The following is a 16,246-nucleotide window of genomic DNA, read 5'->3' as shown; positions in this document are numbered from 1 at the left end:
TATATTGATTTTTTCTGTTGATAATCTATGTTATCAATTTTTATATTTACTCTTTATTTAAATCCGTATTTTTTGCCTGAATATTTTTAAAATAATTTGATACAGTTTTTGCTGTAACTCCTTTTTTATAAGGATTTAATTGATGTATTTCTTGAATTGCATAATAAGCAACTCTTGGTTTTAATTGATAAAAACCATCTTTATTAGTTGCACCTTTTGCACAAATACCAAACCATTCTTCATTCATATTTTTGCTACCTTCTGTAAAATCGAAATGATAACCTTCACTAGACCAAGAAGCATTTTTATCGTGAATTTCTAAATTCTTAGTTTGTCCATATTTCCACCATCCATCACTAAACTGAAAAGTAAATCCGCCAATTGAGTTGTTCGTATTTCCTAAACCAGCTGCATTTAAATAAATTTCTTTCCAGTTTTCTATCATAAAATACGCTTGCATTTTTTGATCTTCTGAATTGGTTTTAGCATTAAACGCATCTGCGCCAAACTCTGTAAAAAGAATGGGTTTGTTAATTTCATTTTTTACTCTTAAAAACGCATCTGTAAAAGATTTACCTCTGTACATATTTGTACCAAAAATATCTACGTCTTTGCATTCATCAGCAAACATATCAGCAAATAATAAATCTCCATTACAAACAGCTACAGGATGATTTTTATCGATTTCTTTCATCAATTTAGCTGCTTGATTAAAGAGTTTATACATTGGTCTCCCTCTTTTTTCGCCCATTTCTCTTTTTTGATTTTCATCATCAGGAAAGTCTTCTGTTTCTGAGCCTGCCCAAAAAAGTCCATAATTATTCTCATTCCCTAAAAGGAATAAAAGTAATCCTGGAGTATCTTTATAGGTCTTAGCCATTTTAGTAACTTCTGATAATAAACCCTTTTGAGTTTCTGGGTTTCTGTAATCTGTAACAGGAATCCACTGGTTATTTATTGTGTTTCCATATCTACCAAAAGAATGATTTAACATGGTGTAAATTCCGTAGTTTTTATAGATATGAGTAATCCATTTTGGAGGTATACCAGCATAGACACGAATTGTATTTACGCCCATTTTTTGCAATAGACTCATTTCTGATGCTAGTGCTTTTTCTATAAAATCTTCTGATTGATTCCAAAGACTGTATTCGTAATTTGTGCCTATTGGAAAGTAATCCCAATTCATTCCGTTAATAAAAAAGTCTTTTCCGTTAACCATTAATTTTACGCCTTGCTTATTACTTACAACAGCAACATTATTGCTTTGTGCGCAAGAATTTAGAGTAAAGAAAAAAACAAATAAGGCTATAAAAGTGCTTTTCATAAGAAGGAATTAATTAAAGATCTAAAACTGATGTGAGCATTAAAAAATAAGGCCAGTCAATATAAACTGACCTTATTTAAACCAATTAAAATAAAAATATTATTGATACACTTTTACGTAATCAATTTCCATAGTATCTTCTGTAAACCCAGCATCTATAGTACCACCAAGTGTACCACCCATTGCTACATTAAGAATTAAAAAGAAATCTGCATTAAAAGGTAAATCTGAGCTATTTGTTAATTCGTAAAAAGGAACATCATCTAAATAAATTTTTATGGCAGTGTCTGTCCACTCTAAAGTATACAAATGAAACTCAGAATCAACATTAGATATAGCAGTTGTTTCTCCATAATCTGCTTTAGATTGACTTGCTTCATCAAACCAATGACAAGTACCTAAAGTGGTATTTTTATCTTGACCTGTCATTTCCATAATATCAATTTCGCCACATTTTGGCCAACCCACATCAGGGAAATTAGAGCCCAACATCCAGATTGCAGGCCAAGTACCTTGAGCAGCAGGTAATTTTGCTCTAACCTCTACTCTACCATAGGTAAATTCTTGTAATCCTTGAGATTTTAATCTTGCAGAAGTATAGCCTCCACTACCATCAGCTTTAGCTGTAATAATTAAAGAACCATTTTCTATTTTCGCATTTTCTAATTCGTCTGTGTAGGTTTGTGCTTCTCCATTTCCCCAACCACCTGCACCTAAATCATAGGTCCAGTTTGCTGTATTAGGTGCGCCATCAGTATTAAAATCGTCTTCCCAAACTAAATCATTGTAAGTATAACTTACAGCACCTTCTACTGGTTTTGTTGATGTAAATTTATGATACCATGCAAAACCATCTCCATCTTGAATAATTCTAACAATTAACTCATCATTAGAAATTGAAATAATATCATACGTACTAGAGCCTACTAACCAACCCATAAATCCACCTTCAGAAATTTCGAAAGTAGTGCCTCTATAAGGCTCGTTATTGTAAGAACCTTCTGTTGCTGCTTTTGATGTAGATGGCCCAAAAGAAACTGTTTTTACACCAAACATAGAAGTAGCTACTGTATCATCATGACAAGTATCTCCTGCAACACCTAAAACATCTGCATATGTACCAGGTACAAATGCTGGTCCAACAGTTTGCTCAAATGTAAGTCCGTTTGCAGTTCTTGTAAACACAAACTCATTATCGTACATACAGCTTTTTTCTTCATCCCAAGCTTTAATTCCATTCCACCAAGCTTCATATGCAAATTCTCCATTTCCATAATCATCAGTAACTGGTCCTAAACCTACGTGAACATCTTTATCTGCTTGCCAATACCATTTTTTGCTATCGCCAATATTTGCACCACTTAAAAAGTTTTCTGCTTCTTCATCTGTAAATGAACTAAAAACCTCTACTTCTATGGTTTCTGTTGATGATAAACCACCTGTACCATTTGCTTTTACAACAACTGTATACACGTTTACACCTACTTTAGAAAATCTTTTGCTTAACTCACCTGATGGTGATTTTTCTGCTATACCATCAAAATAAAACACATATGATGATGCATTATCTGCAATTGCTGTAAAGTTTACAGAACCACTACCATCTCCATAAGGATTGCTTGAATCTACACCTACAATTTCTGCTGTTATTGAGATGTTGGTTGGTGTAACTATTTCACCAAACTGATAGTTATTTTCTTGACAACCCACAAAGACCATCAACATAGAAAATAAAACTATATAAATATTTTTAAGTTTTTTCATATTTTATATTTTAAAATTGTGATATATCATCCAGATAAATAGTGTAATTGGCAGAACCATCGCCTTCTGTACCATTATCCATAATTAAAACTAAGTTTGTAAAATCTATAGAAGTGCTTATTCCAGAAAAATCGAATGTTAACTCTTCCCAAGCATTTGCTGTAGTTGTAGTTGCTGTAATTTCTGCGGATGCAATTGTATTTGGCCAAGCAGTAGCATCTTCAAATTTTAATAGTAAATTTAAACCTGCTCTTGGCGACCAAACCTTAACTTTAACACTTGTTCCGTTTGTAAAACTAAATGGAGAAGGCACCGTAATTTTAGAACCTGCCCAAGGTTGTCCAGCATTTTTTACTAGTTGTGCAACCATAGCAGACGTGTTACCATTTGTATCTGGATTTGCAGTTACAGAAATTGCACCACCATCAAAAGAACTTAGTTCAAATTCTGGTTCAAAATCTAACATAGGTGTAGAAGAAATATCATCTAAATAAATAGTATAGTTAGCAGAACCATCTCCTTCTGTTCCATTATCCATAATTAAAACTAGATTGTTAAAATCTACAGTAGTACTTATTCCAGAAAAATCGAAGGTTAATTCTTCCCAAGCGTTTGCACCAATTGTTGTAGCTGTAATTTCTGCGGATGCAATTGTATTTGGCCAAGGTGTAGCATCTTCGAATTTTAATAATAAATTTAAACCTGCTCTTGGAGACCATACTTTTGCTGTTACTGTTGTATTAGAAACATCGAACGTAGTTGGAATTGTAATTTTAGAGCCTGCCCAAGGTTGACCCGCATTTTTTACAAGTTCTAAAACTGAAGATGATGTATTACCATTTGTATCTGGATTTGCTACAACTGAAGCAGCTCCACCATCAAACGAACTTAATTCATAATCTGTTTCGAAAGTGATTGGTGTTACTCCAGAAACTGGTGTTGTACTTTCTTTATAGAAATAAAAGTTATCTACATAAACAACTCCTTCTACATCTACTGCATCAATTAAAATTTGTGTTATTTTAGTTTTATTAGCAAGATTTCCACCATCAAAACCAGTCATATCTAAGTCTATACTTTGCCAAGAACCACCAACTGTTGTTCCTAAAGATTCTTCAGCTTCTCCACCATCTACAGTGTTTACAATTTTCACTAAAAACTCATTAGTTACTCCTTCTGGCACCCAATAATCTATGTGTAATTTTTCCATTGCTGATACATCTATACCTGCGTCATAATTGGTTACCATACCTAAAAAATCTAAGTTTGTTAATAACCAAACATTGTTCCCATTAATAGTTGTAGCTTCGAAATTAGACAAAGACCAATCTGTTGGTAATTCGTTTATAGTAACATTTGTATAAGCATCACTAAAAATTGATACCACATCTGCGGCATCTCTATTAGTAGGTGTAATTGCAGCATTTGTTGGTGCTAAAATTTCTGTTACTTCAAAGTCTGTTGTGTATTCTGCTGTTTCTATTGCAGCTCCTTTGGCAATAACTTTAACTGAGTATGTACCTGCAGTTGCATATTGATAAGCAATAGCTTCTCCAATATTTGCAGTTGCCACAGGCTGATCTACTCCTGTTTCTCCAGAATAAAACTCGAATATTGTTGCAAATTCTGCAGTTGCTGTAACATTTATTTGCTTAGATTTTGATGCATCATTTTCTAAAACTACCACTAAATTTTGTGGAGCATTAAAAGATACTACCAATTCTTGCGTTGCTATTGTTGAATCTCCTTTCGTATTATGTGCCTCTATTGTAACTTGATAAGTACCTTCTTGATAAGTATGTTGTACACTTTTTCCTGCTTCCATACTTTCTGGTTCTGCTGTTCCATCTCCAAAAGTAATATCGAAAGAAACTGCTCCTTCTGCAGTTGGTGTAATAGTTACTAAACCAGAATTATCTTGTGCTACACTATATACTGCTGCCACATTAGTTGGAGCTGCAATATTATCTAAGAAGTCTAAACTTCTATCATCTTCTGTACACGCACTAATCATTAAAAATATAATTAATGCTTTGTATATTGTTTTCAGTTTTTTCATGCTTCTTAAAAATTAATAATTATCATTTTGCGACCAATTTCCTTGCGAAAACTGTATTTCTTCTATCGGAATAGGAAATACTTCATTTTTACCAGTTTGAAAACCTGGTATTTGAGCTCCTCTACCTGTTCTTACCAAATCAAAAAATTGATGCCCTTCACCAACTAATTCTACTCTTCTTTCTTTATAAATTGCAGCTGTTAAGTTAGTACCAGTTGTTGTAATGTTATTATCAGCATTTCCAAAAGCTCTTTCTCTTACCATATTTAGGTAGATTTTTGCTTTAACATCATCTGGACTCGATTTTCTGTTGTAAGCTTCTGCAGCCATTAATAAAACATCTGCATAACGAATTGCTCTGTAGTTATTAGGATTTGTAAGATTTAAATCTCCTGCTGCATCAGCACTTCTTTTTCTAGGTAAATATTTTCTATTAAAATAACCTGTATGCTCATAACCTGTTGTATAAGCAGCGCCTGTAGATGTAGACCAAGCTTCTATATCTAAAATAGCCACATCTTTACGATTGTCTCCAGCTTCAAACTCATCAACAACTTCTTGTGTTGGTACATTGAAACTAAAACCAGATGTAAATAAATCTCCGTCATAACCTCTAACTCCCTGAAAACCTACTGCTACATTACCTTCACTACACTGTAAACACTCGAAACCTGCACCTTCTATATCTGTGTATTGCACTTCAAAAACAGCTCCTGATCCGTTTTCACCAGCAAATTCGAAAATTGTATTATAATCAGATTCTAAAACATAACCTCCGTTTTGAATTAGGTTTTCTAAAACAGCTGCAGATTCATCAAACTTATCTTGAAATAAATATACTTTACCTAACAATGCTTGCGCAGAACCCTTTGTTGCTCTACCCGTTTGTGGTGCTGTGTAATTTAAATTTGCTACAGCATATTCTAAATCTTGTTCTATTAGTGCATAAACATCTGCAGTTGGAGATCTAGGAATCGTTTTTTCATCACCTAAAACAAAACGTCCTTCTGGCTTAATTGGAATATCGCCAAACCATTTTACCAACTCAAAGTTGTAGTATGCTCTTAAAAAACGAGCTTCTGCTATAATTACTTCTTTGCCTGAAAAATCGGTTTTATCTTGAAACTCGATGATATATGCTGCTCTATTTACGCCACCAAACATCCAGCTCCAAAGATTTTGAAGTTGTGCATTTACAGGTGTGTGTGTCATATCATCTATTTGCTGATACCCAGGAACATCTGTTGCACTCTCACCACCACAAAGTGTGTTATTAGAAGCAATTTCGCCCATTAAAACATTAATAAATGTAGATTGTAAAGGATCGTAAGCTGCAACTAAAGCGTTGTAATAATCTGTTTCTGAATTAAAAAATGATTCAGAATCTTCTGCGTAAATTTTAGAATTGTCTAAGTATTCATCTGAACAAGCACTTAAAATGAATAAGCTTGCCATAAAGATGATTCCTAATTTTATTTTATTGTTGTAATTTCTCATCTTTTATATTTTAAAATGTAACATTTAAACCTAATAAGAACTGTCTTGCTGATGGGTAGTTACCAGAATCAATACCTGCTCCTATTGCACCACCATTAATAGATGGATCAAAACCGGAATACTCTGTTAAAGTGAATAAATTATTTATAGAAGTATATAATCTTACTTTAGATAAACCTACTTTCTCTAATAATTCTGTATCAAAATTATAACCTAATTGAATATTTTGCATACGCAAGAAAGTAGCATCTTCTACAAAGAAATCTGAAAATAACTTATTGTTAGTTGCATCGTTTGTAAGTCTTGGTACAGAATTACTTGTTCCTGCACCTGTCCATCTATCTAAATAATAGGCAGGTTTGTTAACATTTGGTAAAAAACGTTCGAAGTTTCTAACCATATCTTTACCAATTTCTGCGTATAAATAAGTTGTAAAATCCCAATTTTTATATTTTGCTGAGATATTAAAGCCCATATAAAAATCTGCTTGAGGATTACCAATATTAACTCTATCATCAAAATCTACAACACCATCGTTATTTGTATCTTTATATCTGATATCTCCAGGAGAAGTACTTGAAGCACCTAAACCAGATTGAGAAGGATGCGCGTCTACTTCTGCTTGTGTCTGAAAAATTCCGTCTGTAACTAATCCGTAGAAATAACCAATTGGCTGACCAACTTCCATTCTTGAAGGTGCTAGATTACCAATAGCAAAAGTTCCTCCTTCTACAAAAGCATCATCTAAAACATCTGTAACTCTGTTTTTTACGTACGTTACATTATAAGCAAAATTTAAATTTAAATCATCTGATGCTATGGCTTTATAGTTAATTGCCAATTCAGCACCCGTGTTTTTAGAAGTACCAGCATTTACTGTTGGATTTGCACCACCTGCAGCTCCAGAACCTAATAAACCAGAAACTGGGAAGTTTTGAATTAATAAATCTTTTCTTGTTTCTTCGAAATAATCTGCAACGATTGAAAATTTGTCATCAAATAAATTAATATCTAAACCAATATCTAATTTTTCTGCAGTTTCCCAAGTTGCTAATGGGTTTGGTAAACCTCCTTGAGCTGTACCATCTACTAAAGAACCGTCAAAAACATAAGTTCCTTCTCCATTTAATAAAGATCTGTATAAATTATCACCAACTAAATTACCTAGTGTACCATAACTTGCTCTTAATTTTAAGAAAGAAATCGTTTCGTTATCTTTTAAAAAGTCTTCGTCAGAAATTTTCCAACCTGTAGTTACCGACCAAAAACTATCTACTCTTTGATCTTCTGCAAAAACAGAAGCCCCATCTCTTCTAATTAAACCAGAAAATAAATATTTCCCTTTATAATCGTATTGAGCTCTACCAAAAAATGACGTTAATCTAATATCGCTATTACCAGTATTAATACTTCTCTGCTCGCTTTGAGAATTTGTTAAACTAATGTCTGCAAAATCATACGAGTTATTTGGCACATCAAAACCTGTTGCATAAATACCATCAAACAAATCGTTCTGAACACTTGTACCTGCCGTAAAACTTGTATTATGATCTTCTGCAAAGGTTTTGGTATATGTTGCAAAGGTTTCCCAAAGTACTCTTGTAGAAGTTGCTTTAAATTGATAAACTGAACTTTGTGTTTTATTATAAACTTTACTAGATCCATAATCTTGAATTGGCGTAAAAGATCTTTGTTTTTCGTTATAAATTTTATAACCAACTCTAGATGTAACATTTAAACCTTCAATAGGTTTATATTCTAATTTAAAGTTACCTTCAATTCCATTTCCATTATTTTCGCCATAAGTATTACTTAATAATGATAAAGGATTAACAACCTCTATACCTAAGAAATTAGCTGTATCATCTTGATCAAGACCAAAAGTAGGTGCGTAATTTAACCCGTTAAATAATAAAGAACTATCAAAACCTTGAGAAGCACTTGTAAAATAGTTAGCAATTAAAGAGAAATTCAGTTTTTTACTAATATCTACACCTAAATTTAATTTGATATTATTTCTTACAAAATTAGATTTATCCTTAGCAATAATACCATCTTGTTCTGTACGTGAAGCACTCACAAAATACTTTACATTCTCACCTCCACCAGATAAACTAATGTTATGATTCATTAATAAAGCATTGTTAAATAATTGGTCTTGCCAATCTGTACCAGTACCTAACTGGCTAACATTACTAAATGGTAATGATTGACCACTTGCTGCATATGCTTCGTTTAAAACTAAAGCGTATTCTGTAGCATTTAAGTAATCTAATCTTTTAGTAGTTTGCTGAATGGCTGCATAAGTATCGTACTTAACAGTTGCTTTTTTATTTTTACTACCAATTTTAGTAGTTACTAAAACTACACCATTTGCACCTTTTATACCATAAATAGCTGCTTGTGCATCTTTTAAAACCGTAATTGATTCAATATCATTAGGGTTTATACTATTTAAATCACCTTCATAACCATCTACAATTGTTAATGGCTGATTGTTTGTGTTTGAACTTACACCTCTAATTAAAATATTAACCTTTGCACCTGGAGCACCAGAAGACAAGTTAACAGCAACACCAGAAGTTGTACCTTGTAGTGCTGTTGTAGCATCTATAGGTTTTAAAACTTCTAATGTTTCTTCGCCTACAATAGAAACAGAACCTGTAACATCTTTTCTCTTTTGTTTACCATAACCAACAACTATAATTTCATCTAAAGCCTCTGCAGACTCTTCTAATGAAATATTAATAACTTGTTGATTTACGATTACTTCTTTCTGAGCAAAACCCAGATAATTAAAGACTAAAGTTGCACCTTCTGTAACATTTGACAAACTATATTGCCCATCAAAATCAGTTTCAGTACCAATAGTTGTTCCTTTAATTATTATACTAACACCAGGCAATAAATCACCAGATTTAGCATCCTTTACAACACCCTTTACATTAATAGTTTGAGCATTAACGCAAAAACCTACAAGTAAGAGGAGTAACAATATGACTTTTTTTCTCATCAATTAATATATTTATAGTTTGTTATAAAATTAGAGTTAAATTTTAGCTAATTCGCAAATAGAACCACTACAAAAAACATACATCACAAAAAAAAGGGATAAATAATATATAAAACCCAATAAATACAAGGATTATTAAATAGAAAAAATTAACCGAAAACAAGACTATATTACCAATGTTGTGGTATTGTAGGGGTAAAAAACTAAAATGTTTGGGTATTATATTTCTAAAATATAATTTGTTAAGTTAGAATCGTGAGGTAATTCCATCTTTTTTCTTAACCTATATCTTTTTACCTCTACACTTCTAGGAGAAATATTTAACAAAGGAGCAATTTCTTTAGATGATAAATTTAACCTTAAATAAGCACAAAGTCTTAAATCGTTTGGAGTTAAACTTGGGTGCTTTTGTTTTACTTTTTTTAAGAATTTTTTATCTGCATTATTAAATGCTTCTTGAAACATTTTCCAATCATCTGTATTATTTAAATTCTTGTTGATAATATTTACAACTTTCGTAATACTTCTATCACCTCCGCTTACCAATTCGTTTTTTATAGTATTTAAAAACTCGTTCTTTTTAATAATATTCATTGTAGAAGTTGCTAGCTCTCTATTTTTACTTTCAATATCATTTCTAAGCTTATCATTATTTAGCTTAATTATTGCTTTTGAACTCTCTAATTCTTTTAATTCTGATTCTTTTCTATTTTTTTCTATTAACTCTTCTCTTTGTTTTCTGTAATATCTTTTAGAAAAAACATGGACTAGATAAAAAGCAGATAAACAAACTAAAACATATAAGACAACAAAAACATTAGAAACATACCAAGGTTTATTTATTTTAAAGCTAAAACTACTAACATTACTACTAATTTGCCCTCCAACTATAGCTCTTACTTTAAATGTGTAATCGCCAAAAGAAATATTCTCGAAAGTAATTGAATTCGAAAACGAAGGTTGGCTCCAATCTTTATTAAAACCTTCTAGCTGATACTGATACTTAGTATTGAGCGTTTTATCATATAAAGGCACACTATAAAAAAACTCTAGATTATTATTAACAAAATCAAATTCAGTTTTTTGTGTTAAACTTATGGCTTGTTTTGGTTCATCAGTTTTAAAAGAATTTATTTTATTTATACATACATTAAAATCATTATAAGTATTAGAGTTATGTTTTTTATCTAAATCTACAACTATATAACCATTAGAAGTACCAATTAAGTAGCGATCGTTTTCTAATTGAATAATATTTTCATACCCAGACGCTGCTTTTGATATATTTTGAGAAATAAAAACTTTATTTACTATTGGCTTATTATTGAATTTACCTGGCGATAAATATTTTATGTAATCTTTAGAAAAAAACCATAATTTATTATCATTATAATTATGAACCAGTTTACTTGATAAATACGAATTTGTAGACAACAATTTGGTATATACACTATCTATAGTAAAAGAGTCTGAAATTTTACTATACCTAAACACCCCTTCTTTATTGGCATACAAAATATCTCCCATATAATTAACAATACTTGAGAGATTACCCTTAGCTACTGTAGCATCTACTTCTAATTTTAAAACCTTTAACAAACCATCATCTAAAGTAATTTTAAAAACACCTTTGTACGCATGATTAACTAAAACCTTATTCTTATTTACTAAAACAAATCTTTTACTCGAACTACTAAACCCTTCTATTTTATTTCTTAAGCTCCATTTACCGTATTCTTTTTTTAACACAAACAAACCTTTATAACACCCTTGTAATATAGTATTATCGTCTATTTTAATTAACTGCCAAGTACCTGTATTATTAAAAATATTTCTAGCTTTCTTATTCTCTACAATAAAAGTACCAGAATCATGACCACAGAATAATTTACCATCAATTGCTGTTAAACTCCAAACTTGCCCCTGTGTGTTTTCTATAAATTTAAATGGCTTATTGGTATTAACATCTCTATAAAATAAACCTTGATTAGTACCTAAATAAATATTGTTATTGTAAATTAATGATGTGTAAATAGTTCCTAAAAAATCGTTTTTTTCATTATAAATTTTAATTGGAGATGTGTTATTTACACAATTGATACCTTTATCTAAACCTAACCAAATATTACTATCATTATCTTCAAAAACAGATAAAACTGTATTATTTAATAGACCTTCACTTTGGTTTATTTGATAATTAGTTTCACCAAATTGATTAATATTAATTATTCCATCTGAAACAGTACCCAACGCAAAGCTATTATCTTTTAATAATTTAGCACTATAAATCTTTTTACCCTTAAGAACAGAATCTGAAAGAATATCCCATTTCTCTACACGTTTATTATTTAAAAAATAAAAACCGTTTTCTTGAGTCAATAACAATAGTTTATTATCTTTTTTAAAAACATCAACAATAAAATTTTCTTTAATAACCCTATGATTGGAAACTAATTTAGGCATCCCATTCTCTAACATAAATAACCCTTGCTTGTTATCTTGAAAATAAATTACATCATCTACTTTAGACAAAGTATTAACCCTATTTTTAGTTTTTACAACTTTAATTGTTTTGTTTGATAAATTATACAAATAAATTCTTTGTAGAGACTTAAACAACATCCATCCATCTAATTCTACAATATCCCAAATTTGTTCGTCCTCTATCATTTTTACATGCTGAGCATTTACAATAGAATAATATTCTAAAATACCATGATCGTTCTTTTGCCAATAACCAAAACCCATATAAAAACCTGTAAATATCTTGTCTTTATATGCTTTAACAGACCTCATAATTGTTTCGTTAGGTGTTTCGTACAAATTCCATGTTGCACCATTGTACTCTAATAAACCATTATTATTAGCTACATAAATAAAATCATTATCTGCCTGAGAGATTGCCCAATTTTGATTTCCAGCTTCATAATCTTCAATTTTAAAAGAATTTATTGGCGGTAATTCTTGTGAAAAACCAATACTAATAAATACTAAGAATGTAACAAAAAATAAAATCGAAGGCTTACACATAATTGTAAATATTAAAAAATTGTTTGGTTATTAATTTAAAATAAATCAGTAAAATAGGCATTTTTCAACAATTAAATCATTATTTGTATAGTTATTTTTTCATTACTTATCTTCGTTTAAATAACTAAACAATAAATAAAATATTTATAACTACAAATAATTTAAGCTTACCTAAATATTATATTTTTTAATATATTTAGATCAGCAAGAACTCATTTCTAAACACACTTATTAAACTTAAAAAAAACAAAAATCCAACTTTTATTGACATAAAAAAGTAAAACAAACCGAACACAGAATACTAAACTCCTAATTCAAAGCTTTAAGCCCCAATTTAGAGGAGTAAGAAATATAGAGCTCTTTCTCTTTAGATTAACCAACTCCTTATTTAAACATAACGATTAGTCTTGACGAGCTATTAAGTATTATAAAACTTTAAAGCACAAAAAAGCGGATTGTAATAAACAATCCGCTTTTTTGTGCTTTAAAATAGTAGCGGGAACTGGACTCGAACCAGTGACCTTCGGGTTATGAGCCCGACGAGCTACCTACTGCTCTATCCCGCGATTTGGACTGCAAAGATACAACACAAAGAAACTATTATCCAAACTTTATTTCATTTATTTTTTTTCAGCATAAATTTAAAGACAAAACAGAAAACAAGTTATCTTTGTTTTATGATACATAAAGCTGGTTTTGTAAATATTATAGGAAATCCTAATGTGGGTAAATCTACTTTGATGAATGCTTTGGTTGGTGAAAAATTATCTATCATCACCCCAAAAGCACAAACAACAAGGCATAGAATCTTAGGAATTGTTAATCACGAAGAATATCAAATTGTTTTTTCTGATACTCCAGGAATCATAAAACCTGCATATGAATTGCAAGCCTCTATGATGGATTTTGTAAAATCTGCTTTAGATGATGCTGATGTTTTAATATATATGGTTGAAGTTGGAGAAACTGCATTAAAAAATGAAGCTTTTTTCAACAAAATCATTAACAGTAAAATTCCTGTTATACTTTTATTAAACAAGATTGATAAATCGAACAAAGAAGAAGTTGATGAAAAAATTAAATATTGGAGAGAAAAAGTACCAAATTCTTTTGTTTATGTAATTTCTGCCTTAGAAAAATTTAATGTAGAAGCTGTTTTCTATAAAATAATTGAACTATTACCAGAAGGACCTCCTTTTTACCCTAAAGACCAATTAACGGATAAACCTGAACGCTTTTTTGTAAATGAAAAAATTAGAGAAAAAATTCTAATGCATTACAAAAAAGAAATTCCTTATTCTGTAGAAGTTGAAACAGAAGAATTTATTGAACAAGAAAATATTGTTCGAATTCGCTCTATAATTATGGTAGAACGCGATACTCAAAAAGGAATAATTATAGGACACAAAGGAACTGCAATAAAAAGAATTGGCGCTGAAGCTAGAAAAGATTTAGAACGCTTTTTTCAGAAAAAAGTTTTTATTGAGCTCTATGTAAAAGTGAATAAAAACTGGAGAAGTGATAAGAATCAATTAAAACGTTTTGGTTATAATCAGAATTAATTTTCAATTACTTGCATCATAAAGCTATGTAATTTTCTCATTTGATGTTTACCTGTATTTTTTCCTATTTTACCTAAAAAATACAGAAGCAACCATATTATCGGTAAAACAATCATCATTAATACAGGAAAAAAAAGTGATTCATTTAAAGAAACTCTTGTATATAATAGCATACAAAAAGCAATAAATGAAATTCCGATTACAAAATGAATAAACATAAAAAGTGTCCAAACTGCAGGTTTAGGACCAAACAACCCTTTTAAAAATGAGCTTTCTGATGTTTTTTCTATGATTTCTAAATGCAATTGAGGAGACCAAAAATGTTCTTCTTTCTTAGAAACTTTTATAAAAACATGACCATCAACAATATTGCCAATAATGCTTGAGTTTTCATTTTTTAATGCATCAGAAAAACGCTCAAGTATTTCTTTACAATTCTTATCAAGATCGATTGTAAACCTTGGTCTTAGAAAAACTTCGCTATTTCTTTTTTCTATCAATAGGTTTAATTTTTTATCCATAGAAATCTATTTTACAACCCCTTAAAATTACAATTAAAATCCTTTAGTAAATCGTATCTTTGCAAAAAATTACAAATCAAATGAATAGCATTGTTGCCATTGTAGGAAGACCAAATGTAGGAAAGTCGACACTTTTTAACAGATTGGTACAAAAAAGAGAAGCTATTGTAGATTCTGTTAGCGGAGTTACAAGAGATAGACATTATGGAAAATCTGACTGGAATGGAAAAGAATTTTCTGTGATAGATACTGGTGGATATATAAAAGGTTCTGATGATATTTTTGAAGGCGAAATTAGAAAACAGGTAAATCTGGCTATCGATGAAGCAGATTTAATTGTTTTCGTAGTGAATGTAGAAGATGGTATTACGCCTATGGATGCTGAGGTTGCTAAACTTTTACGTAAAGTTAAAAAGCCAATTTTTACAGTTGTAAATAAGGTTGATAATGCAATGAGAGAACCTGATGCAGTAGAGTTTTACAATTTAGGTTTAGGCGAATATTATACAATTGCTTCTATTAATGGCTCAGGTACTGGAGATTTATTAGATGCGCTTGCAGAAAAAATGCCAGAACCAGAAGCTGTAGATTTAGAAAAAGAAGAATTACCGAGATTTGCTGTTGTTGGGCGCCCAAATGCAGGAAAATCATCATTTATTAATTCTCTAATTGGGGAAGACAGAAATATTGTAACCAATATTGCAGGTACTACTAGAGATTCTATTGATACAAAATACAACAGATTTGGTTTCGATTTTAATTTGGTTGATACTGCAGGTATCCGAAAAAAATCGAGAGTAAAAGAAGATTTAGAGTTTTATTCTGTAATGCGTGCTGTACGTTCTATAGAATATTCTGACGTTATTATTTTAGTGATTGATGCCACTCGTGGATTTGAAGGTCAAGATCAAAATATATTTTGGTTAGCAGAAAAAAACAGAAAAGGCGTTATCATCTTAATTAATAAATGGGATTTGGTTGAAAAAGAAACCAATACAATGCGTGATTATGAAGCCAAAGTAAAAGAACAAATTGCACCTTTTACAGATGTGCCTATTATTTTTATATCAGCCTTAACAAAACAACGTTTATTTAAAGCCATTGAAACTGCTGTAGAAGTTTTTGAAAACAGAAAAAACAGAATTTCTACAAGTAAATTCAATGAAACAATGTTAGAAATTGTTAAAAACAACCCACCACCTGCTATTAAAGGAAAATTTGTGAAGATTAAATACTGTATGCAGTTACCTACTCAAACACCTCAGTTTGCCTTTTTCTGTAATTTACCACAATATGTTAGAGATCCTTACAAACGATTTTTAGAAAATAAACTTAGAGAAATTTATAATTTTTCTGGAGTACCAATAACTATTTACTTTAGACAGAAATAGTTACATTAAAATAAATTCAAATAAAATAAAAAAAATTTTGAGATAACGAATATTTAAATACCTTTGTTATCAACCCCTTAAA

The 16,246-nt window shown here is 30.5% G+C and carries 9 protein-coding genes and 1 tRNA gene; 2 read left to right on the top strand and 8 right to left on the bottom strand.

Annotated elements, in window-relative coordinates:
• Positions 1 to 46: 46 nt before the first annotated feature.
• The 7 genes from BW723_RS07915 to BW723_RS07885 all read right to left on the bottom strand — a co-directional run bounded on the left by BW723_RS07915 (position 47) and on the right by BW723_RS07885 (position 13,256).
• Positions 47 to 1,327, bottom strand: coding sequence for a glycoside hydrolase family 2 TIM barrel-domain containing protein (locus BW723_RS07915; RefSeq protein ID WP_083139536.1), 1,281 nt, complete (start codon positions 1,325 to 1,327; stop codon positions 47 to 49).
• A gap of 99 nt (positions 1,328 to 1,426) precedes the next feature.
• Positions 1,427 to 3,091: a glycoside hydrolase family 16 protein gene (locus BW723_RS07910; RefSeq protein ID WP_068356411.1), complete on the bottom strand. Its 1,665-nt coding sequence runs from the start codon at positions 3,089 to 3,091 to the stop codon at positions 1,427 to 1,429.
• A 10-nt stretch (positions 3,092 to 3,101) separates the two neighbouring features.
• Positions 3,102 to 5,150: a PKD domain-containing protein gene (locus BW723_RS07905; protein WP_076686351.1), complete on the bottom strand. Its 2,049-nt coding sequence runs from the start codon at positions 5,148 to 5,150 to the stop codon at positions 3,102 to 3,104.
• A 12-nt stretch (positions 5,151 to 5,162) separates the two neighbouring features.
• A complete protein-coding gene (locus BW723_RS07900) occupies positions 5,163 to 6,647 on the bottom strand; it encodes a RagB/SusD family nutrient uptake outer membrane protein (RefSeq protein WP_068356417.1) in 1,485 nt (494 codons plus the stop codon).
• Positions 6,648 to 6,657: 10 nt separating this feature from the next.
• Complete coding sequence (locus BW723_RS07895) at positions 6,658 to 9,660, bottom strand: SusC/RagA family TonB-linked outer membrane protein (RefSeq protein ID WP_068356418.1); 3,003 nt, start codon at positions 9,658 to 9,660, stop codon at positions 6,658 to 6,660.
• Positions 9,661 to 9,879: 219 nt separating this feature from the next.
• On the bottom strand, positions 9,880 to 12,690 hold the full coding sequence (locus BW723_RS07890) for a helix-turn-helix and ligand-binding sensor domain-containing protein (protein ID WP_068356421.1): 2,811 nt from the start codon (positions 12,688 to 12,690) through the stop codon (positions 9,880 to 9,882).
• Positions 12,691 to 13,183: 493 nt separating this feature from the next.
• A tRNA-Met gene (locus BW723_RS07885) sits at positions 13,184 to 13,256 on the bottom strand.
• A gap of 111 nt (positions 13,257 to 13,367) precedes the next feature.
• On the opposite strand from BW723_RS07885, the gene era reads away from it, so the two are divergent.
• Entirely contained in the window at positions 13,368 to 14,252 is an 885-nt protein-coding gene (gene era / locus BW723_RS07880) for a GTPase Era (protein ID WP_068356428.1), read from the top strand.
• Here era and BW723_RS07875 read toward each other — a convergent pair.
• The gene (locus BW723_RS07875; RefSeq protein ID WP_068356430.1) at positions 14,249 to 14,773 is read right to left on the bottom strand and encodes a hypothetical protein; all 525 of its coding nucleotides are present in this window, start codon (positions 14,771 to 14,773) and stop codon (positions 14,249 to 14,251) included. The two genes, era and BW723_RS07875, sit on opposite strands and share 4 nt — an antisense overlap.
• Before the next feature lie 80 nt (positions 14,774 to 14,853).
• Between BW723_RS07875 and der the strand changes: the two genes are divergently transcribed.
• On the top strand, positions 14,854 to 16,164 hold the full coding sequence (gene der, locus BW723_RS07870) for a ribosome biogenesis GTPase Der (protein ID WP_068356433.1): 1,311 nt from the start codon (positions 14,854 to 14,856) through the stop codon (positions 16,162 to 16,164).
• Positions 16,165 to 16,246: the final 82 nt, after the last annotated feature.

The organism is Polaribacter reichenbachii (assembly GCF_001975665.1).
GTDB lineage: Bacteria > Bacteroidota > Bacteroidia > Flavobacteriales > Flavobacteriaceae > Polaribacter > Polaribacter reichenbachii.
The sequence above is the reverse complement of the archived record's forward strand: the minus strand, read 5'-3'. Positions and strand labels throughout refer to the sequence as shown.

Coding starts and splice junctions, on each gene's coding strand:
- BW723_RS07905 (WP_076686351.1), bottom strand. CDS start 5,150: ATGAAAAAACTGAAAACAATATACAAAGCATTAATTATATTTTTAATG.
- BW723_RS07910 (WP_068356411.1), bottom strand. CDS start 3,091: ATGAAAAAACTTAAAAATATTTATATAGTTTTATTTTCTATGTTGATG.
- BW723_RS07875 (WP_068356430.1), bottom strand. CDS start 14,773: ATGGATAAAAAATTAAACCTATTGATAGAAAAAAGAAATAGCGAAGTT.
- BW723_RS07915 (WP_083139536.1), bottom strand. CDS start 1,327: ATGAAAAGCACTTTTATAGCCTTATTTGTTTTTTTCTTTACTCTAAAT.
- BW723_RS07890 (WP_068356421.1), bottom strand. CDS start 12,690: ATGTGTAAGCCTTCGATTTTATTTTTTGTTACATTCTTAGTATTTATT.
- BW723_RS07895 (WP_068356418.1), bottom strand. CDS start 9,660: ATGAGAAAAAAAGTCATATTGTTACTCCTCTTACTTGTAGGTTTTTGC.
- BW723_RS07900 (WP_068356417.1), bottom strand. CDS start 6,647: ATGAGAAATTACAACAATAAAATAAAATTAGGAATCATCTTTATGGCA.
- era (WP_068356428.1), top strand. CDS start 13,368: ATGATACATAAAGCTGGTTTTGTAAATATTATAGGAAATCCTAATGTG.
- der (WP_068356433.1), top strand. CDS start 14,854: ATGAATAGCATTGTTGCCATTGTAGGAAGACCAAATGTAGGAAAGTCG.